We start from the raw sequence: 20,058 nt of genomic DNA, 5'->3' as shown, positions 1-20,058 counted from the left end.
ATTTGAGATGATGGTATTGGCGAAAAATTGCGTTGTAACGCTGGAAAAAATTGAGCCATGCGATAAGCCTGAGTTATGGAAAATCTACGCCGCCTGCTTCCGTCGGCAGCAAGCCTCATCGTGTTCGAGGCCGCCGGCCGCCACCAGAACTTCACCCGTGCCGCCAACGAGCTCGGCATGACCCAGGCCGCCGTCTCCTACGCCATCCGCGGACTGGAGGAACAGCTGGGCGTGCCGCTCTTCCACCGCGTGCACCGTGCCGTCGAGTTGACCGAGGCGGGAGAGAAATTCCATGCCGACGTGTCCGTCGGCCTGTCTCGTATACAGAAATCCGCAGAAGACATCCGCTCCAAGGGGCGCGAGACCAATGTGACGCTTGCGGCCTCGACCGCCTTTGCCTCGATGTGGATGCTGCCGCGGCTCAACCGCATGCGCGAGGATCTGCCGGAGATCGACTTGCGGATCCAGACGAGCGTGCGCGATCTCGACCTCGATGAGGAGCCGATCCCGCTCGGCATACGCGGCGGCGATCCCAGCCACTGGCCGCGCTATCATGCAGCCCTTCTGGCCGACGAGGTCGTCAACGCGGTGGCGACGCCTGCCTATATCGAGCAGCATGGGCTGCCCGCCACGCCGGCCGATCTGCTGCGCCACAACCTCATTCACCTGGAAGAACCGGTGCGCCGCGCCTGCGACTGGACCGAATGGTTTGCCAGCGCCGGCCTCGCCTATCCGCCACAGGCGCGACGGCTTGCGATCAACGACTATGTCCTGGTGATCCAGGCGGTGCTATCGGGCGAAGGCGTGGCGCTCGGCTGGGAACATCTGACCGATCCGCAGGTGCGCTCCGGCGCCCTTGTGCCGGTTGGCAATCACGTGCTGAAGACCGGACTGGCGTTCTACGTCGTCTGGCCGCGCTCGCGCGAGCTCAATAACCAGGCGCGACGCGTGAGGGATTGGCTGCTGGCGGAAGGCACACGAAACCTGGTGGAGAGCGCCAAGAACTGAATCCGACATGACGTCGTTTCCGCTTTGGGTGGTGCCGCAGAAGCGCTCTATCTCTCTGTATTCAAGCATTCCCTGGCAGGAGCCGCTTCACGCTTTTCCCGGAAATGCCCCGAGCAGTACCTAAAGCTGGGCTGCGACGCCGCGATAGCGGTCCGAGAGGTAGCGCATGGTGGCAACGGCATCGGCCGGCTTGCCGTAGAAATAGCCCTGGCCCATGCCGCAGCCGAGCGCCTTCAGTTTCAAGGCTTCGGAAAAATCCTCGATACCTTCGGCGACGACCTGAAGCTCCAGACCTTCGCACATCGAAACAATCGCCTTGATGATATGCTCGGACGCCCGATCGACCGAGATCCGCGACACGAAGGCCCGGTCGATCTTGACCTTGTCGAACGAGAAATCACGAAGGCGCCCAAGGCTCGACTGTCCCGTGCCGAAGTCGTCGAGGGAGACGCGAACGCCCGCCGCCCGCAGCTCGGTCACGATCTTCTGGGCGATTTCCGCGTCGGCCATAACGGCGGTTTCGGTGATCTCCAGTTCCAGCCGTCGCGGGTCGAGGCCGATCTGGTTGATGATCGTCAAAAGCCGCGAGCTGGTCGCCGGATCCATCAATTGCGCCGACGACAGGTTGAACGACAGGAACAGCTCCTTCGGCCAGGAGAGTGCCGCGTGGGCCGCCTTGCGCAACAATGTCTCGGCCAGCGATTCGATGAAGCCGCGCTCCTCCGCCAAGGGCACGAACACGGCTGGCGACACATAGCCGAGATCGGCGTCGCACCACCGGGCCAAGGCTTCGAAGCCAACGACTGCGTCGTTGCGCAGGTCGACGATCGGCTGGAAATGCACATCGACCTCGTTGGCGATGATGGCATTGCGCAGAGCCTGCTCGAGCTGCGTCGCCCGCTTCATTTCCTGGGCGATTTCCTGGGAATAGACGGTGATCTGGCCGCGACCGCGGCGCTTGGAACGATAGAGGGCCGTGTCCGCGCTCTTCAGCAGATCTTCGAAGACTTCGCCGGCAAAGGGATAAACAGCAAAGCCGAACGAGGCCGAGAGGCGAACGTTGCGATCGCCGAGATCGAACGGTGCCGAAAGCACCTCCTTCAGCATCTGGCCGACTTTCTCGGCTCCCTTGCGCTCGAAGACGAGCGGCAGGACGAAGGCGAACTCGTCGCTCTCCGAGCGGATGATCGTGGCGCCTTCCGGCGCGCAGGCTTGCAACCGGTGCGCAACCTGGCAGAGGATCTCGTCTCCGGCTCGCGGGCCGAACAGGTCGTTGATCGGCTTGAAGCCGTCGATATTGGCAAGGCCGATCGTAAAGGGAGCAGGATCGCTGGCGCGCTCTTCAGCCAGGTCGCAAACGGTCTTGCGGAGTTGGCGCGCATTTCCAAGCCCCGTCAACGGATCGACCGAGCTTGCGACAGCCGGTGGCTCCTTGCCGACACGATGATAAGGGGTTTCGCCTGACATCATTTGCCGGCCACCCGAACAGAAAGCGAGCGAGGCGAGCGACCGAACACTTTAGCCGACGCCACGCTCAGACCTGCGGAGCGGAAATGCGCCTCCGGCAGGGTATGGGCTTGGACGGCTGAGGGGCTGCGATGCATTACGGTGGGGCTCTACGCTTTCGGGCAATTCGGTGCAGAAGATCGCAATCGGGAGTTAACAATCCGATATCGCCTTGCTCCAACATCTGCCATCGACATCCCCAATTCTAGCGAGTTGACACGATTTTCGCTCAACCTGTCGTTCGCATGGCCTTTACCGGCATGAATTTTCGCAACACCGCCTCGATCATATCCGGGCTGACCGGCTTCATGATGTGATCGTCCATGCCCGATGCCTTGCATTGCTGCAGGTCGATATCGAGGGCCTGCGCGGTCACCGCGATGATCGGGGTCTTCTGTCCCTTGGTCTTTTCAGCGGCGCGAATGGCCACCGCCGCATCGAAACCGTTCATGACAGGCATGGACACATCCATGAGGATCAGCGACGGTTGCAGCTCGTGCCAGAGTTCGACCGCCTCACGCCCATTGGCGGCGATGCGGTGCGAGACCCCCAGGCCTTCAAGGATCTGGGTGAAGACGAACTGATTGATCTGGTTGTCCTCGGCAACGAGGACATCGACCTGCGACACAGGCACGGTCGCGGCGCCCTCGTCCTCAAACGACAGCGACCAGTCCGGCTGCAACAGCGGCGAAGCTTGCGGGCGCTCGGCGCAAACGCGGAACACTTCGGCCAGCACTGCGGCAGCGTCCTGATCGGCTTCGATCGCAAGTACGGGGCAGTTGCGCCAGGCGGTGGGCACATGCTGACCATCTGGAAAAGCACCGTCGAGAAGCAGAACGTCGAGCTTCAGGCCGGCGCTCTCGGACGCCATGCCGAAGGCGGTCAATTCGTCGAGATTGCGCACAGCGCACGCTTCCAGGCCAGAGCCGCGCAGGCGCGTCACCAGGCGATCTTCCGTCAGCCGATCGGCCGTCGCAAGCAGAACACGCAAGCCCCGCGCGGGAAGCGTCTCGATCATCGAGCCCGCCTCCACCAGCTGCTGCACGTTCAGCGCGCGAAAGGGATCGTAGAAATTCTGAGCGGGCGCGAAAATGCTGTAGTCGCTGATCTGGAGACCGCCCGCGGCAACGGAGCCGTCCTCCGAACCATTGTACCAGCCGGCGATATCGGTCACGTCGTTCATGCAGGTGACGACGAAATGACGGCCGGGCATGCCGACGCGATACTTGCGGGTGAGAACCCAGAGATCGCTGCCATCGGCGCGCACGATATGCTCCGCTTCGGAATGCGGCTTGCCGGTTTCAAGCACGTGCCGATCGGACTGCTCGAACCGTTCGGCAAGATCGCTTTCAACCAGATCCCAGGCCGAACGCCCGAGGATCGCGTCCTGTGAAAGATCGTGGATCAGGCAGAACGCCTTGTTGACGGCGATATAGTTAAGGTTGCGATCCTTGACGCAGATCGGATTGGGCTGAGCGTCGAGGATTTCTTCCGTCAGCTCGACCCTTTCGAGATCGGTCTGCAGCTGCTCGTCGCGCTTCTTCTGATCGGAGACGTCGGTAATCGACAGGATGCCGATACCGCTGGAGAGACGCCGCTTGCGCATCGATACCCAGCGCGTGCGACCGGCCCTCTCGACATTCTCGTAGCGCTCGCGCCAATGCAGCGCCATATGCTCGGCAATCCAATCCTCGCGGTTCGTCCGGCGACGGCTGTTTTCCGGAACGGTGCCGGGGCGAACGCCGGTGTCGTAAACGGCGCCGAGGAAATCGCGCAGTCGCGTTCCCGGCAGCAGCATCTCGGATGGAACGGGAAAATACTGCAGCATCGTGCGGCTGGCAAAAAGGATGGTGTCGTCCCGACCGCAGACAAGCATCGCAAAGCCGAGCGCATCGCAGCTCGACTCGAGAATGATCCTGTTGATGTCCGCGCCGTTCGGCGCCCCATCGTTCATTGCGCTGTCCTCACTCGCCCCTGCGGCGGTTTCAGTTCGGGACATGCTGGGATTGCCTGGGAAGGCAGGCCTTCGAGCGGGGTGACACGACGTCCAGCAACGCCGCAGTGCTTCGAAGACAAAACCCGTGATCATTCAGGTTGTTGTGGAAAATCGCAGCAGAATATTAAGGGGCAATTAAATCCTCACCTCATTTTTGGGTGCACCAAGTGGTTGCACAACCAAAGCCCGGAGATCCGGGCAAGCGGACGGGGACAGACCTTTATTTTCGCTTCCGTTCCGTCGCCGAATCCGGGAAAATAGGCGATGGCCATCAAGCAGCTCTCCGAAACCCTCATCAATCAGATCGCCGCCGGCGAAGTCATCGAACGTCCGGCCAGTGCCGCCAAGGAGCTGATCGAGAACGCGCTCGACGCCGGTGCGACCAGGATCGAGATCGCCACCGCCGGCGGCGGCAAGACGCTGCTGCGCGTGACCGACAATGGCGCCGGCATGCAGCCCGCGGATCTGGAGCTGGCCGTCAAGCGGCACTGCACCTCGAAGCTGGATGACAACCTGTTCGATATCCGCACGCTCGGCTTTCGCGGCGAGGCCCTGCCCTCGATCGGGTCGGTCTCGCGGCTTTCGATCACCACCAGAACGGCCGGTGCGGCCGAGGGCGCCGTCATCACCATCGCCGGCGGCAGGACGGATCCTGTTCGTCCGTCGCCTGCCAATACCGGCACGGTCGTCGAAGTCCGCGACCTGTTCTTTGCGACACCTGCCCGGCTCAAGTTCATGAAGTCGGAAAAGGCCGAGGCATCGGCGATCTCTGACGTCGTGCGGCGCATGGCGATTGCCTTTCCGAAGGTGCGCTTCGTGCTGTCCGGGTCGGATCGAACGACGCTGGAGTTTCCGGCAACCGGCGAAGACCGGCTCGCGCGCATGGCGCAAGTGCTCGGCAAGGACTTTCGCGACAACGCCATCGAGATCGACGCCGAGCGCGAGGACATAAAGCTGACAGGCTTTACAGGCGTGCCGACCTACAACCGCGGCAACTCGCTGCAGCAGTATGTCTTCGTCAACGGGCGCCCGGTCCAGGACAAGCAACTGCTGTCTGCCATTCGCGCGGCCTATTCCGAAACGATCCCGCATGGCCGCTATCCCGTGGCGGTTCTGTCGATCACGCTTGACCCGGCGCTCGTCGACGTCAACGTGCATCCGGCAAAATCAGATGTCCGCTTCCGCGATCCGGGCCTCATCCGAGGGCTGATCATCGGCGCGATCCGCCAGGCTCTGGCGCGCGAGGGCGACCGGGCGTCGACGACGGGCGCGAGCGGAATGATGCAAGCGTTCCGCTCCGGGCAGTACCGGCCGCAGCAGCCCTGGAGCGCGGAGACCTCTCCTTCTCGGCCGACGCATTTCGATACCATGCTTCGCGGCTTGTCGGAGACACCGCAGGCGAGCTTTGCCGCCTTCTCCGCCCCGTCGGCCCGCACGGCATCACTTTCACCCGAACCTCAACGGACCGTCGCGGACGCGCCCGCGCCGCAATCGTTTCCGCTTGGTGCCGTGCGCGCCCAGCTTCACGAAAACTACATCGTCGCGCAGACCCAGGACGGCCTTGTCATCGTCGACCAGCATGCCGCGCACGAACGTCTCGTGTTCGAAACAATGCGAACGGCGCTTCATTCAAAGCCGGTTGCCGCCCAGTCGTTGCTGATCCCGGAAATCGTCGATCTTTCGGAAGACGATTGCGACCGGCTGATGACGCATGCAGACGAACTGGGTCGCCTCGGTCTCGGCATTGAGCGCTTCGGGCCAGGTGCTATCGCAGTCAGGGAAACGCCGGCGATGCTGGGCGAGATGGATGCCGCGGGCCTCGTGCGCCAGCTCGCCGACGAGATTGCCGAATGGGATACGGCCAACGGGCTTTCAAGCCGTCTTGAATATCTCGCCGCAACGATGGCCTGCCACGGCTCGGTCCGGTCGGGCCGCCGGATGCGCACCGAGGAAATGAACGCGCTCCTGCGCCAGATGGAAGCAACACCTGGCTCCGGCCAGTGCAATCACGGCCGACCGACCTATATCGAATTGAAGCTCTCCGACATCGAGCGGCTGTTCGGCAGGAGCTGACCCGAACGATCGGCAAGGCGAAATACGCTGGCATTTTGCCGAACGCCGGGCTAGATCAGAGACCAGACCAAGCAGACGGAATGGGCATAGACGATGATGAACCGGTTTGAAGGAAGCGCCTCGCGCGAAGCGAAGATCCGTTATCTCGACGGTGACTTCCAGATCGTTCTTGCCGGCTCGCACGTCATCTGCGCGATGACCGGCAAGACCATTCCGGTCGACGAACTGCGCTACTGGAGCGTCGCACGCCAGGAGCCCTACATCGATGCGGAAGCATCGCTCGAAGCCGAGAAGCGCGCCGGCGCCCTGCCGAACCAGCGCCGCTAAGACTTCGCCGGAAAAAACTAGAGCATCCCGCTTTCAAAAGCGCCAGCATCACAATGCTGGAGCGCCCCTGGTCCATTCTTCTGAAACCCCGGCGGGCGAGGCGACGTTCCATCGGGACATAAGTATCACTCCGGCGATCGAACCTTGCCGCAACTCTGGTCAAGGCGAAGTTGCCTTGTGCCTCTGTCCCCAGCTTACTTCTGCTCCGCTTCCCGCAGCTTTCGGGCGCGCGCCGCCGAGAGCGCTGACGTGACGATCTTTGACGGTGCCGTCGGATCGTCGAAGCGCACGTCGATTTCGATCACCCGACTGGCTGCCGCCAGCTCCGCCGCCCGGCCCTGGCCCGGCTCAAGACGAACCATGTCCTTGGCGGTCGTCACGAGGGTGCAGCCGAGTGCCGCGGCGCGGTCGAGCAGGTCCGATATCTCGTCCTCCGAGAAATGATGATGGTCGGGGAAACTTCGGGTTTCCTCGATCACGGCACCGGTTTCGCGCACGGTGCGATAGAATTTCTCCGGGTCGGCGATGCCGGCCCAGGCCAGCACCTTGACGCCGTTCAGCGAGCCGTCGTCGAGGCGCACGACCTCCGCTTCGTAGATCTGCTTGCCTGCCCGCGCGGCACGGCGGATCAAGGCGTCGGCTTCGGCGCCGCCTCCGATCTTCAACAGGGCCGTCGCATGGCGCAGCTGGTTGGAGATGGGTGCCCGCACGGGCCCCGACGGCACGAGGTACCCGTTGCCGATGCCGCGGCGGGAATCGATGACCAGCAGGGCAAAGTCGAAGGCGAGACGCGCGCTCTGGAAACCATCGTCCATGATGATGATGTCGACACCCTCGGCGACCAGCCGGCGGGCGCCATCGACGCGGCGACGGCAGACGACCGTCAACGCCTCGCGCGACAGCAGCAGTGGCTCGTCGCCGACATCGCGTGCCCTGTGGTGCTCGGGTTCGACGACCGTCGTCACATCGAGGGAACCGCCATAACCGCGACTGAGGAATCCGGGCTTCAGCCCCTTCGCCTTGACGGCGCGCGCAAGTGCGATCGCCGTCGGCGTCTTGCCGGCACCGCCGACCGTGAAGTTGCCGATGCAGATGATCGGCACCGGCACGGAAGCGCGACGGGCGCGATCCATGCGCAAGCCGGCAACACGTCCATAGATCCAGGAAAACGGCCACAAAGCCCGGGCACGCCAATCCGCCTTGGTCCACCAGAACGGCGGCGCTTCCGATACCATAGTTCTTTCCGTAACCCCGTCTGGTCCTTCCGCGAAGGACGATGCACATCTTGACTGTCGCTGCCCAAAAAAACGGCGACGGCATTGTTGGCCGACAAAAAACGTCAGAACGCTGAAAAAGGCAAGCGGCACAAGACAATGTGCGGTTCCGTCAGACGTCTCGCCTAACTCAGGGTGCTGTTCTCAACAGCAAGGCCCGCTGCCTTCCAATCCGGAAATCCGCTCTCGAGCCGGCGGACAGCAAAGCCCCTGCCATGCAGGACCGTCACCGCATCAAACGACAAGGCGCAATAGGGGCCGCGGCAATAGGCGACGATTTCGCCTCCGGCAGGCAGTTCTGCAAGGCGTCGGTCAAGCTCTTCGATCGGAATGTTGATCGCACCGGGAAGATGACCGGAGGCGAACTCCTCCTCAGGCCGCACGTCGAGCAACGTAACGCCTCCTCCGCGCAGCCGCAGCAGCAGTTCCTCGCGCGAAATCGCTTCGAGGCGGTCAGGTCGATGCAGACGATCGGCAACCAGACCCTGGATCTGGGCGCGATTGTGCTCGGCATGTTGGCGCAGCGCCGAAAGCAGCCCGATCACCGGGCCTGTCCCCAGCCGATAGAGCACGCGCTTGCCGTCCCGTCTGGTTTCGACGAAACCGGCGCGCCGCAACTGCTGCAGATGCTGCGACGCATTGGCAATGCTGAGGCCGGACAGCTCGGCGAGGCGCTCCACCGAGCGCTCGCCCTGAGCGATATGCTCGAGCAGGAGCAGGCGATGAGCGCTCGCCAGCGTGCGGGCGAGGTCGGCGAATTCTTCGAAGACATGAAGCTGAACATCGGTCATTGACAGGAGCCTAGCATTTCTCCATCAATCATTCAATGAATCAATTGAATGATATTTTGACCTGCCGATGACGGATCGAATGCCCGCACTGTGCAATCTGCCGACGTGCGGCCATGAACATGATGTGAAGGGATAAGAACATGGAAACGACTTTGGTGTTGCGAGCCGTCCTCATCGGGATCGGCGCGACCATAACCATGGATCTCTGGGCCGTGGCGCTGAAACGCTTTCTCGGCATACCTTCGCTGGACTACGCCATGGTCGGACGCTGGATCGGCCATTTTCCGCAAGGCCGCTTCCGGCACCAGCGGATCGCAGCAGCGGCGCCGGTTTCGGGCGAACGCCTGATCGGCTGGAGCGCCCACTATGCGATCGGGATTGTCTTCGCCGGTCTTCTTCTGTCGATCTGGGGCCAGGGCTGGGCGATGCTGCCGACGCTTGCCCCGGCACTGATTGTCGGTCTCGCGACGGTGGCCGCGCCGTTCTTCCTGATGCAGCCGGGCATGGGTGCCGGCATCGCCGCCTCGAAAACGCCGGCCCCGAATGTTGCACGGCTGCGCAGCCTGGTTACGCACGCCGTCTTCGGTTTGGGGCTCTATCTGTCGGCCTTGTCACTAGCGGCCGTCTGGCATCCGTGATTGCCCCCCCGTGACGGCTGCAATGGACGAATTGCGGCTCGGCGGGAAACCTAAAGGACGGCTTCGAGCTCGGTGATATCCGCCAGGCAATGGTCGGAGGCGGCGGCAAGCGACTGGCGCGAGCCGGTGCCCGTGAGCACCGCGACCGTCAGGCCGACGCCAGCGTTGCGGCCCATGTGCATGTCGTGATTGTTGTCGCCGACGACGACGACCTGCCGCGGATCGAGCCCGGTGGCGGCGCAGAAGCCGAGCACCATACCGGGCTCCGGCTTGACGCCATAGCCGCTGTCGTAGCCGGCGACGTAATGCAGATAACCGTCGAAGCCAAAGCGCCGGGCGGTCTCGCGGATCGAGCGCTCGTTGTCGCTGGAGGCGACACCAAGACGGTAGCCCTTGGCATGCAGGTCTGCGAAGAACGAGCCGAGGTCGGTGACCGGTACCGCATATTCGGCGGAGCGGGCAAACAACCCATCAAACAGCGTCGTCAACGCTTCCACGGAAAAGGGCGCACCGGCGGCAACGAACCCGGTTGCGATCTCGACCGTGTTACCGGCGGCAAGCAGGCTGTCGGGCAGCACATGGCCGGTATCCGCATCCATGCCGCCTGCCCTGAGCAGCGTGCGGGCCAGAGCCTCGTCACCCTTGGCGGCGATCTTTGCCAGCTCATAGTTCACCGGCACCCAGCTCTTGGCATAGTCGAGCAGCGTCCCGTCCTTGTCGAACAGGATGCCGGCGATGGCTGTCGGTGCGCTCATGGTGATCTCAAGTCTCCCGGTGCGGTCAGAGGTCGTTGCGCGGCTCGAGCCGTGCCTTGACGACGAGCGGATTGATATAAGGCTCGAGCCCCTTCATCGTCGCCGAAAGCGCTCCGCGCATCTCTTGCACGGTTTCAAGGCCGGCATCGATCATCGAGCGACGCATGTCGTCGTTGGCGAGCAGATAGTTGACGCCCTTGGCCAGCATCTCGACATCGCGGACGATCTTGGCGCTGCCGTTCTTGGCCAGCATCTGATAGGTCTCGCGAAAGTTCTGGACGTTGCCGCCCGAAAGAACGGCACAGCCGAGCATGGCCGGCTCGAGCGGGTTCTGGCCGCCTTCGGCAAACAGCGAACGGCCGACAAAGGCAACCTCGGTCAGGCGCAGATAGAGCCCCATCTCGCCGATCGTATCGCCGAGGAAGATATCGACATCCGGTGTCAGCGGATCGCGGCGGGTCCGGCGCGCGACTTTCAGCCCCTTGGCCGTCAGCGCCGCCTCGATCGCATCGCTGCGCTCGGGGTGCCGCGGCACGATGATCGTCAAAAGGCCGGTGCGTTCCTTCAGCGCCCGATGCACGACGCCGGCAGCCGCTTCCTCGCCGTCGAAGGTCGAGATCGCCGCCCAGGTTTTGCGCGTGCCGATCTGCTGGCGATATTCCTTCAACGCCTGCGGATCGTGCGGCGGTGCGTCGGTATCGACCTTCAGGTTGCCCGAGACCATCACCGGCAGGGCGCCCAGCGTGCGAAAGCGCTCGGCATCGACATCGGATTGAGCGATGACCAGCGCGAGGTTCTCAAACAGCGCGTCGGCAAGCGCCGGCCGCTTCTTCCAGCGGGCGAATGTCCGGTCGGAAAGCCGTCCGTTGACCAGAACCTGCGGGATGTGGCGCCGCCCGAGTTCGAGGATCGTCATCGGCCAGATCTCGGACTCGGCGATGATTGCCAGATCCGGTTGCCAGTATTCGAGGAAGCGGTTGACCGCCGGCTTGAAATCGAGCGGCACGTACTGGTGAATGACCGCCGAACCCAGACGTCCGGCCGCGACCCGTGCCGAGGTCGTCGTGCCGGTCGTCAGGACGACGTTGATGCCGCGGCGATGGATTTCCTTGATCAGTGGGATGACCGCATTCGTCTCGCCGACGCTTGCGGCATGGAACCAGACGAGAGGCCCCTGCGGCCGCGGCACGCTGGCATAACCGTAGCGCTCACGGCGACGGGCCGGGTCCTCCTTGCCCTTCGCGGCGCGCAGAGCAAGATAGGACCACACGAACGGATAGATCGCCGAACCGATCCAGCGGTAGCTCGAAAGCGCCAGCCGGGCGCGAAAGCTGCTCATGGCTTCAGTCTCCCGCCCGATGCAAAGCTCGGGCGAAGGTCAGACGCAGCGAGCGCGCGGAAACGCGCCACGCATGCCCTCGGCATCGGCATCAATCGTTTTCCGGATCGAGCAGGCGATGCATATGAACGATGAAATACCGCATATGCGCGTTGTCGACGGTCATCTGCGCCTTCGACTTCCAGGCAATGTGCGCGCTTTCGTAATCAGGAAAAATGCCGACGATATCGAGCTTGTCCAGGTCACGGAAATGAACATCGGTGAGCGTGGTCAGTTCACCACCAAAGACCAAATGCAGACGTTGTTTCTTCTCGGAGTCGTGAGCCATTGGAGTTCCATTTTCTTATAGGATATGGGCGTTGGTTTGCGGCATTCGGCCTGAAAGGTCAATGGCCCTCAAGGGTCCTGGACGCGGCGAGCAATCCCGGCAACGCCGCCTTCGACGCCGCGCAAAGTAGGCCATGAACCACATTGGGGCGATTGTAGGACAGAGCTTGGGATTGAAGTGTATTGAGCCCTCCGCCCGCCCTCTCAAGGATGAGATCGGCAGCGGCGAGATCCCAATCATGGGAGTTCTTCTTGACCACGGTGCCGTCGATCCGCCCATCGGCAACCATTGCCAGCCGGTAGGCGAGCGACGGTACATGCGGCACCCGAACGATACCGTTGCGGTAGGAAGGCGCCAGGCTCGAAACGATGTCTTCGGCGACCGCCACGTGCAGGGCGTCGCCGTCCTGGGCGTCACGCACACGGATGCTCGCACCGTTCTTCAGCGCCGGGCCATCCACCGTTGCCTCGTAGATCTCGTCGAGCGCCGGCGCATAGAGCACGCCGGCGACAGGCAGACCTCGGTGGACGACCGCGACACTCACGCACCAGAGATCCTTGCCGGCGATGAAGGCGCGCGTGCCGTCGATAGGATCCACGACGAAGACCGTCTCGCAGGACAGGCGGCTCTGATCGTCGTCGGTCTCTTCCGAAAGCCAGCCATAGTTCGGACGGGCGAGAAGCAGACGCTCCTTCAGAATGTCGTTGGCGGCGATATCGGCCTCGCTGACCGGCGAGCGTCCTTCGTTCTTCCAGCGCACATCGGGCTTGTTGCGAAAGTAGCGGAGTGCGGTTTCGCCCGCGGCAATCGCGGCAGACAGGATCAAGTCCAGATCCTCCCTCCACGTCGCGATCGATGGTGCTTTGTGTGACATTCCAATCCTTACGCGACGGCATATCGCCGAACGCTTTTGTCATGGCATTGACGTGCACGGCTTACAGGCCGGCGAGCGTCATGCCTTCGATGGCGAGCGTCGGCGCGGCAACGCCGAACTTCCGGTCGATATCGTCGGCCGGCGTGATGGCCATGAACATCTGCTTGAGGTTCGACGCGATCGTGACTTCGGACACGGCAAAAGACAATTCGCCGTTTTCGATCCAGAAGCCCGAGGCGCCGCGGCTATATTCGCCGGTCACCATGTTGACGCCCTGGCCAATGAGCTCGGTCACGTAGAAGCCGGTTCCCACACCACGGATCAGATCCTCGCGCGAAATGGAGCCCGGCTCGAGCGCGAGATTGGTCGAGGCGGGATTGACCGTCGGGCCACCGCGCACACCGCGACCGTTGGTCTCAAGGCCGAGTTCGCGCGCAGCCGAGGTCGACAGGAACCAATGGTTCAGCACGCCATCCTCGACCATCGTCAGTTTGGACCCGCTGACACCCTCGCCATCGAACGGACGCGAAGACGAGCCGCGCACGATCAGGGGATCGTCGGTCACCGACAGACCGGCCTTCATGATCTGCTTGCCCATCATGTCGCGCAGAAAGCTGGTCTTGCGCGCGACGGAAGCACCGTTGATCGCACCGGCGAGATGGCCGACGAAGCCGCGCGCCATGCGCGGATCGAAAACGACGGTGACGTTCTTGGCGGTCGGCACCTGGCGAGGGTTGATGCGCGCAACCGCGCGTTCGCCGGCAACCCGGCCGATATCATCGGCCGCCCGCAACTCGTCGAAATAGATGCGGCTGTCGTAATCGTAGTCGCGCTCCATCTTGGTGCCCTCGCCGGCAATCGCACTGACGGAGCGGCCGAAGCGGGTGGCCATGTAGGAACCGGAGAAGCCCTGCGAGGTGACGAGCACCAGCCCGCCCATGCCCGCCGACGCACCCGCGCCGCTGGAATTGGTGACGCCAGACACCGCCAGCGCCGCTTCTTCGGCGGCCAGCGCCGCTTCCGTCAGGGCGTCCGTCGAAACCTCGCGATCATCGAAGAGTTCGAGATCCGGGTAGGATTTCGCCAGCCGATCCGGATCGGCGAGCGAAGCGAAGGGGTCTTCCGGCGAGGCCTTTGCCATCGCCACGGCCCGCTCCGCGAGTACCTTCAGGTCGAAACCGGGATTGGCCGATACGCTGGCGACACGGTTGCCGACGAAGACGCGCAGCGAGAAATCGTCGCTTTCGGATGCTTCGGTCGCCTCGACCTTTCCGAGGCGAACCGAGACAGAGCGGGAGCGGCCGCGAACGACGACGGCGTCAGCCGCATCGGCGCCTGCCTTGCGGGCAAGATCCACCAGTTCGGCGGCGCGTTTTTCGAGGGAGGCGGAATCGATCGTTTCTGACATGATGTGGCCTTTCATTCCTGCCCCATTTATTGTGCACTGAAGCATGCATCAAGGGCATTGGCATGATTCCCGCCCAGACACCGTAATGTTACTCCCGCCGAAACGCTCGTCTGCCCCCGGGCAGGACGAGGCGATATCGAAAGCCGCACGCATGACGACGACCCCGATCCTCTACACCCAGGCGCTGATGCTGCTCGGTGGCGCCGTGCTGGCGGCACCGATTTTCAAGCGCCTCGGGCTCGGCACGATCCTCGGCTATCTCGCAGCCGGCATCCTTATCGGCCCCGTTGCCCAGAGGATCACCGAGGGGGAAGAAATCCTGCATGTGTCGGAACTGGGCGTCGTCTTCCTGCTGTTCATCATCGGATTGGAACTGAAACCGTCACGGCTCTGGCAGATGCGGCGCGACATCTTCGGTCTCGGCACCGCACAGGTCATGCTGACCGGCATCATCCTTTCCTACGTGATCGCCTTTTCCGGCCTGCTCGACTGGGGCGGGAGCATCGTCGCCGGATTCGGCCTCGCCCTTTCCTCTACCGCCTTCGCCATGCAGATCCTCGACGAGGGCAACGACCGCAACACGCGCTTCGGCCAGCGCGCTTTCTCGATCCTCTTGCTGCAGGACCTGGCGATCGTGCCGCTGCTCGCCCTGATCCCACTTCTGGCAGCGCAGGCGCCGGAAGATACAACGCCACCGCTCGAAGATTTCGCCATCGCGATTGCCGCGATCGCCGTCCTCTTCGCCGCGGGCCGCTATCTGCTGAACCCGCTGTTTCAGATCATCGCACGCACCGGTGCGCGCGATGTGATGATTGCCGCGGCCCTTCTGGTGGTCATGGGAGCGGCAACGCTGATGCAGCTGGCCGGCCTTTCCATGGCGATGGGCGCTTTTCTCGCCGGCGTGCTCCTGGCGGAATCCTCCTATCGCCACGAGCTCGAGGCCGATATCGAGCCTTTTCGCGGTATCCTGCAGGCGCTGTTCTTCATGGCCGTCGGCCTGTCTCTGCAGCTCGACGTGATCATCGACAAATACCTTGTCATCATCATCGCCGTGCCGCTGTTGATGCTGGTGAAGAGCTTCGTGCTCTACTGGCTCTGCCGGCTGGCAGGCTCCCATCACAACGATGCTGTGCGCGTCTGCCTGCTCTTGCCGCAGGGCGGCGAGTTCGGCTTCGTGCTGTTCACGGCGGCGGCCACCGCAGGCGTCTTCTCCCAGGGCAACGCCTCGCTGCTCGTTGCCATCGTCACGCTGTCGATGGCGCTGACGCCGATCGCCTCCATGCTTGCGCCGCGGCTGATGCGCGAACAGGACGAAATGGTCGACGAAATGGAAGAAGATTTCGAAGGTGCCGACGCCGACGTTCTGATGATCGGCTTTTCGCGCTTCGGCCAGATCGCAGCCCAGATCCTGCTGGCCGGCGGTCGTGACGTGACGATCATCGATCACTCCGCCGCCCGTGTTCGCCAGGCGGCGACCTTCGGCTTCCGGATCTACTTCGGTGACGGCCACCGGCTCGACGTGCTGCGCGCCGCCGGCATCGAGCGGGCAAAACTCATCGCCATCTGCACCCAGAAGAAGGAAACGACCGACCGGATCGTCGATCTGGTGCAGGCTGAATATCCGGACGCCCGTATCTTCGCCCGTTCCTATGACCGGCTGCACACCCTTGAACTGCGGGCAAAGGGCGTCGACTACGAACTGCGCGAGACCTTCGAGTCCGGCCTGCTGTTCGGCCGAAAGACGCTGGAGGCACTGGGCGTAGGCAACGACGAAGCGCTCGCCATCATGGACGATATCCGCAGGCGCGACGAAGCGCGTCTCGTTCTGCAGGAGGCCGAAGGCATTACCGCCGGCCGCGACATGCTGCATTCGCAGCCCGTGCGTCCCGAACCGCTGGTCAAGCCCAAGCGCGATGTCGATCATTCCTCGGAAACCGGCGAGAGCATCCTGCCGGGGCTGCCTGCCGATCTGCGGGAAAGTGCATAGGAGCATTTCCAGGAAAAGCGAGACGTGGTTCCCGGTCCGGAAAATGCGTGAAAACAACGCGTACGTTCTTTTGAACGCGAGGTTCTCGGCCGGAAACGCGGGTATCAGTACCTAAGCAGTGCAGCGGCCTCAGCCAGAGACGCTCACCACCTTCATTCGCTCTTCAAGCGTGCGCTTGAACTGATCCTTGATGCCAGCGGTCGCCGCCAGGATCTCTTTTGCACGCAGAAAATCCATCACCCGGTAGCGGCCGACATCGGGCCGCAGCAGGATATCCGGCGCGCCCTCCTTCAGCTTCATCGCAATGATCGACTGCATCATCAGCTGGCTCGCCCCGAATAGGCTGTCGATACGGCTCGGGATCGTCTTGCCGTCACCGTCCGGGCCGCCGACGACGTCGACGCCGACGACGATCTCGGCAAGGCCGCGCAGATGATCGAAGGGAATGGGGTTGTAGATACCGCCATCGATCATCACCCGTCCTTCGATCTTCACCGGCATGAAGACCGCCGGCAGCGCCGCCGATGCGGCCAGAGCCTTCTGCAGATCGCCCGTCTCGCAAACGTGCTCCGTCTGGCCGTAATAGTCGGTGACGACGACCTTGAGCGGCACGTCCAATTCCGAAAACGTCGCAGGGATGGCTTCAGGCAGGAACGCCTTCAAGACACGCTCGACGTTGAACTGTCCGAAACGGAAACCGTTGGTCATCGCTTCCGACCAAGTTGCCGGTCGCAACTGCCACAAGCGATTGACGATTTCGCGGCGGTGGCCAACCGTCGCCAGCGTGTGCTCGCGGATTTCTTTGCCGCTAACGCCCGCCGCCATGCCGGCACCCATGATGGCGCCGATCGACGAACCGGCGATAACAACAGGGCGGATGCCCAACTCGTCGAAAGCCTCGATGACATGGATATGGGCGAGCCCACGGGCACCGCCGCCACCGAGTGCCAACGCGACCGACGGCTCGCTCGCGCTTGCCGGCGAAACATTCACGGTGGATACGTCCTGCTTCATCGACGTGCGCCTCAGTTCAATCGGCAGTCTAACTGTGCAAGCGAATCAAAAGTGTGACGTCAGGCGCCACGGAAGCGGTAGAAGTGCATGCGTGTGTCGCCGAATACCCTGACGTCCAGCCGCTCGAAAACGGCTGTTGGCGCCGGCTGAACGTCTGCACGTTCCTCCAGCACCACCAAAGCATCCGGAACCAGCCAGTTGCCGAGAGCCGCCGATTCCAGCGCCTTTTCTCCCAGCCCCTTTGCATAGGGCGGATCCGCAAAAACCAGGTGGAACGGCTCCATCGTGCCGACGGAACCGAGGCTGGTCGCATCCCTGCGGAAGACCTTGGCACGGCCCTGAAGGCCGAACGCCTCGATATTGTTCTGCAGCAGGCCCCTGCCCTCGACGCCCTGCTCGACGAAGAGCGCCTGGCGGCACCCCCGCGACAGAGCTTCGAGCCCGACGGCGCCGGTGCCGGCAAAGAGGTCCAGCACACGGGTGCCATCGAGAGCCTCCGGATAGGAATGGCTCAGGATGTTGAACAGGCTCTCGCGCGTCCGATCGGTCGTCGGGCGGATATCATTCGACTTGGGCGTGGCCAGACTGCGGCCACGGAACTCTCCGCCGACAATGCGCACGACCGCTTAGTTTCCTCTGCCACGCGGCTTGCCACCAGCCGGACGTCCACCGCCACCAGGACGGCCGCCGCCAGCCGGCTTGCCGCCACCGGGCTTACCGCCACGCGGACCGCCGGAGCGTTCGCCAAAAGACTTGCCGCCGGACGGTTTGCCACCGAAGGACTTGCCGCGGGGCTTGTCGCCGAACGGCCGGTCACCGCCTTCGCGGCGCGGCGGACGATCGCCCTCGGCGCGCGGGGCTCTCGGCTTGTCGGAATAGCTGCGCGGGCCACCTTCGGCGCGGGCCGGCCGATCACCAAACGGGCGGTCGCCCCCCTCGCGGCGCGGCGGACGGTCACCCTCGGCGCGCGGAGCCCTCGGCTTGTCGGAATAACTGCGCGGGCCGCCTTCGACGCGAGCCGGCCGATCGCCACGCGGGCGGTCGCCACCTTCGCGACGCGCTGGGCGGTCGCCGTCGGCGCGCGGGAACCGCGGCTTGTCGGAGAAGTTGCGCGGGCCGCCTTCGGAACGGGCCGGCCGGTCTCCGCCTTCGCGGCGGGCAGGACGGTCACCGTGGTCGCGCGACCTGCGGTCGCCGGCGTCGCCCGACTTGCGTCGGCCGAAACCGCCATCGCGGCCTTCATCCTTGCCGCGACGTGCGGGTTCGCTGGCGCTGATCCACTCGCCTTCTTCGTCCCGGCGTTTGACCGGTGCGGAGGACGCAGGACGGTCAAAGTCCCTGGGCGCACCGCCCTTGCGGTCGGGGTCGAACTTGCCTGACGACTTCGTTGCAAAGCCGTCCTTGGTCCGGCCATAGCGCTTGGTGTTCGGGGCGCCTTCGGGGCGCTCGCGACGGGCCGGCTTTGCCGAAGCATCGCCTTCCGCCGATTTCGGCTTCTTCTCGGCCAGCGGACGCGCGCCGGGCGCCATCCAGACATTGGCCGTGCGGGCGCGCTGCGCCGGGGTACGCTTCGGCCGGTCTTCGAACTTGGCGTCGCTACGGTCGTCGCGCGGGCCACCCTTGCCACGGGGCGCATCCTTGCCGCGGCCACCGTCGCGGCGGTCGTCACGACGGGTGTCGAGCTTCGAAAGCGCACGCTCACGCTTGTCTTCCGGCTTTTCCCAGCGATTGGCACGTTCGGGCTTGCGCGTGTCGGCGGCTTCGCTTTCCGACGCTTCGTTCGCGACGGTTGCGGACGGATCATTATAGAGCGGCGCGTCGAAGTTCGCCTTGGCGTCTTCGATCAGGCGAGGTCCGAGCTGGTCACGCAGCGTCCGACCACGGATTTCCTGCACGTGTCCTTCGGGCAATTCGCCGAGCTGGAACGGGCCGTAGGAGATGCGAATGAGGCGATTGACGTCGAGGCCGAGCGCGCCGAGCACGTTCTTGATTTCGCGGTTCTTGCCTTCGCGCAGGCCCATCGTGATCCAGACATTGGAACCCTGCACACGGTCGAGGGTCGCTTCGATGCCGCCGTAAAGCACGCCGTCGACGGCAATGCCGTCCTTCAGCTTGTCCAGTTCGTCCTGGTCGATTTCGCCATGGGCGCGCACGCGATAGCGGCGCAGCCAACCGGTCGAGGGAAGTTCGAGCACGCGGGCAAGCCCGCCGTCATTCGTCAGCAGCAACAGGCCTTCGGTATTGATGTCGAGGCGGCCGATCGACAGCACGCGCGGCAACTCGTCCGGCAAATTGTCAAAGACCGTCGGGCGGCCTTCCGGATCGGCATTGGTGGTCACCAGTCCGGCCGGCTTGTGGTAGAGCCACAGGCGTGTACGCTCGATGCCGCGGATCGCGTGTCCATCCACTTCGATATGGTCGGCAAGCGTCGCATTGACGACGGGTGTGTCGAGGACAACCCCGTTGAGACTGACCCGACCTTCCATGATCATGCGCTCGATATCGCGGCGGGACGCTACGCCGGCGCGCGCCAGGATCTTGGAGATGCGCTGCGGTTCGTCGGCGCTTGCGGCGGCGGTCTTCGGAGCAGCCTTGGGCGGACGCGAAGCTCCGGCCTGAGGCGCTGCCGCCTTCTTGCCAGCGAAGTGAGGTTTCTTGTCCCGGCCGGCGGGCTTGCCGCCAGGCCGTGTGGGCTTGTCTTTGGATGTCATTTGTGTTGCCTGCCTTTTGCGGCTGTCCT

General features: G+C 63.6%; 17 protein-coding genes. 5 read left to right on the top strand and 12 right to left on the bottom strand.

All coding sequences use genetic code 11. The annotated features are described in order from the left end of the window. Nucleotides 1-75 precede the first annotated feature (75 nt). A complete protein-coding gene (locus tag LPJGGPFB_RS05900; RefSeq protein ID WP_173419150.1) occupies nucleotides 76-1,008 on the top strand; it encodes a LysR substrate-binding domain-containing protein in 933 nt (310 codons plus the stop codon). 120 nt (nucleotides 1,009-1,128) lie between these two features. On the opposite strand, the gene LPJGGPFB_RS05895 is transcribed toward LPJGGPFB_RS05900, so the two are convergent. Both LPJGGPFB_RS05895 and LPJGGPFB_RS05890 read right to left on the bottom strand, forming a co-directional pair. Next, nucleotides 1,129-2,475: a putative bifunctional diguanylate cyclase/phosphodiesterase gene (locus tag LPJGGPFB_RS05895; RefSeq protein ID WP_234902852.1), complete on the bottom strand. Its 1,347-nt coding sequence runs from the start codon at nucleotides 2,473-2,475 to the stop codon at nucleotides 1,129-1,131. 268 nt (nucleotides 2,476-2,743) lie between these two features. Further along, nucleotides 2,744-4,468, bottom strand: a complete 1,725-nt coding sequence (locus LPJGGPFB_RS05890) for a response regulator (protein WP_173419148.1) — start codon at nucleotides 4,466-4,468, stop codon at nucleotides 2,744-2,746. Between the two features lie 306 nt (nucleotides 4,469-4,774). Here LPJGGPFB_RS05890 and mutL point away from each other — a divergent pair, with 306 nt between their 5' ends. Together mutL and LPJGGPFB_RS05880 are read left to right on the top strand one after the other, a co-directional pair. Then, nucleotides 4,775-6,583 carry a DNA mismatch repair endonuclease MutL gene (gene mutL / locus LPJGGPFB_RS05885; RefSeq protein ID WP_173419147.1) on the top strand — a complete coding sequence of 603 codons (1,809 nt, stop codon included), beginning with the start codon at nucleotides 4,775-4,777 and terminating at the stop codon, nucleotides 6,581-6,583. A 93-nt stretch (nucleotides 6,584-6,676) separates the two neighbouring features. After that, nucleotides 6,677-6,910 carry a DUF2093 domain-containing protein gene (locus LPJGGPFB_RS05880; RefSeq protein ID WP_077504207.1) on the top strand — a complete coding sequence of 78 codons (234 nt, stop codon included), beginning with the start codon at nucleotides 6,677-6,679 and terminating at the stop codon, nucleotides 6,908-6,910. Nucleotides 6,911-7,104: 194 nt separating this feature from the next. On the opposite strand, the gene lpxK is transcribed toward LPJGGPFB_RS05880, so the two are convergent. Together lpxK and LPJGGPFB_RS05870 are read right to left on the bottom strand one after the other, a co-directional pair. Beyond that, nucleotides 7,105-8,145 (bottom strand): tetraacyldisaccharide 4'-kinase, encoded by a 1,041-nt coding sequence (gene lpxK, locus LPJGGPFB_RS05875; protein WP_173419146.1) that lies wholly within the window; start codon nucleotides 8,143-8,145, stop codon nucleotides 7,105-7,107. A 164-nt stretch (nucleotides 8,146-8,309) separates the two neighbouring features. After that, the gene (locus tag LPJGGPFB_RS05870; protein ID WP_173419145.1) at nucleotides 8,310-8,975 is read right to left on the bottom strand and encodes an ArsR/SmtB family transcription factor; all 666 of its coding nucleotides are present in this window, start codon (nucleotides 8,973-8,975) and stop codon (nucleotides 8,310-8,312) included. Nucleotides 8,976-9,115: 140 nt separating this feature from the next. Here LPJGGPFB_RS05870 and LPJGGPFB_RS05865 point away from each other — a divergent pair, with 140 nt between their 5' ends. Beyond that, entirely contained in the window at nucleotides 9,116-9,613 is a 498-nt protein-coding gene (locus tag LPJGGPFB_RS05865) for a DUF2938 domain-containing protein (RefSeq protein WP_173419144.1), read from the top strand. Between the two features lie 50 nt (nucleotides 9,614-9,663). Here LPJGGPFB_RS05865 and LPJGGPFB_RS05860 read toward each other — a convergent pair whose 3' ends face one another. The 5 genes from LPJGGPFB_RS05860 to LPJGGPFB_RS05840 all read right to left on the bottom strand — a co-directional run bounded on the left by LPJGGPFB_RS05860 (nucleotide 9,664) and on the right by LPJGGPFB_RS05840 (nucleotide 14,317). Further along, on the bottom strand, nucleotides 9,664-10,368 hold the full coding sequence (locus LPJGGPFB_RS05860) for an HAD family hydrolase (RefSeq protein ID WP_173419143.1): 705 nt from the start codon (nucleotides 10,366-10,368) through the stop codon (nucleotides 9,664-9,666). Between the two features lie 25 nt (nucleotides 10,369-10,393). Beyond that, a complete protein-coding gene (waaA, locus tag LPJGGPFB_RS05855; RefSeq protein ID WP_173419142.1) occupies nucleotides 10,394-11,707 on the bottom strand; it encodes a lipid IV(A) 3-deoxy-D-manno-octulosonic acid transferase in 1,314 nt (437 codons plus the stop codon). 91 nt (nucleotides 11,708-11,798) lie between these two features. Continuing rightward, nucleotides 11,799-12,035 carry a DUF4170 domain-containing protein gene (locus LPJGGPFB_RS05850; protein ID WP_077504213.1) on the bottom strand — a complete coding sequence of 79 codons (237 nt, stop codon included), beginning with the start codon at nucleotides 12,033-12,035 and terminating at the stop codon, nucleotides 11,799-11,801. Between the two features lie 58 nt (nucleotides 12,036-12,093). Beyond that, nucleotides 12,094-12,909 carry a 3'(2'),5'-bisphosphate nucleotidase CysQ gene (locus tag LPJGGPFB_RS05845; RefSeq protein WP_173419141.1) on the bottom strand — a complete coding sequence of 272 codons (816 nt, stop codon included), beginning with the start codon at nucleotides 12,907-12,909 and terminating at the stop codon, nucleotides 12,094-12,096. A 61-nt stretch (nucleotides 12,910-12,970) separates the two neighbouring features. After that, nucleotides 12,971-14,317: a TldD/PmbA family protein gene (locus tag LPJGGPFB_RS05840; protein ID WP_173419140.1), complete on the bottom strand. Its 1,347-nt coding sequence runs from the start codon at nucleotides 14,315-14,317 to the stop codon at nucleotides 12,971-12,973. Nucleotides 14,318-14,468: 151 nt separating this feature from the next. Here LPJGGPFB_RS05840 and LPJGGPFB_RS05835 point away from each other — a divergent pair, with 151 nt between their 5' ends. Further along, the gene (locus LPJGGPFB_RS05835; protein WP_173419139.1) at nucleotides 14,469-16,304 is read left to right on the top strand and encodes a monovalent cation:proton antiporter-2 (CPA2) family protein; all 1,836 of its coding nucleotides are present in this window, start codon (nucleotides 14,469-14,471) and stop codon (nucleotides 16,302-16,304) included. A gap of 129 nt (nucleotides 16,305-16,433) precedes the next feature. Here LPJGGPFB_RS05835 and LPJGGPFB_RS05830 read toward each other — a convergent pair whose 3' ends face one another. Genes LPJGGPFB_RS05830 through LPJGGPFB_RS05820 form a run of 3 tightly spaced genes read right to left on the bottom strand, consistent with a single transcriptional unit; the run spans nucleotide 16,434 to nucleotide 20,029 of the window. Further along, the gene (locus LPJGGPFB_RS05830) at nucleotides 16,434-17,318 is read right to left on the bottom strand and encodes a patatin-like phospholipase family protein (RefSeq protein ID WP_173419138.1); all 885 of its coding nucleotides are present in this window, start codon (nucleotides 17,316-17,318) and stop codon (nucleotides 16,434-16,436) included. 59 nt (nucleotides 17,319-17,377) lie between these two features. Beyond that, nucleotides 17,378-17,938: a 16S rRNA (guanine(966)-N(2))-methyltransferase RsmD gene (gene rsmD, locus LPJGGPFB_RS05825; RefSeq protein WP_077504218.1), complete on the bottom strand. Its 561-nt coding sequence runs from the start codon at nucleotides 17,936-17,938 to the stop codon at nucleotides 17,378-17,380. A gap of 6 nt (nucleotides 17,939-17,944) precedes the next feature. Further along, nucleotides 17,945-20,029 carry a pseudouridine synthase gene (locus tag LPJGGPFB_RS05820; protein ID WP_173419137.1) on the bottom strand — a complete coding sequence of 695 codons (2,085 nt, stop codon included), beginning with the start codon at nucleotides 20,027-20,029 and terminating at the stop codon, nucleotides 17,945-17,947. Nucleotides 20,030-20,058 lie beyond the last annotated feature (29 nt).

Source organism: Ensifer adhaerens (genome assembly GCF_013283195.1).
GTDB lineage: Bacteria > Pseudomonadota > Alphaproteobacteria > Rhizobiales > Rhizobiaceae > Ensifer > Ensifer adhaerens_G.
This window is presented reverse-complemented; position numbering and strand designations above follow the sequence as displayed.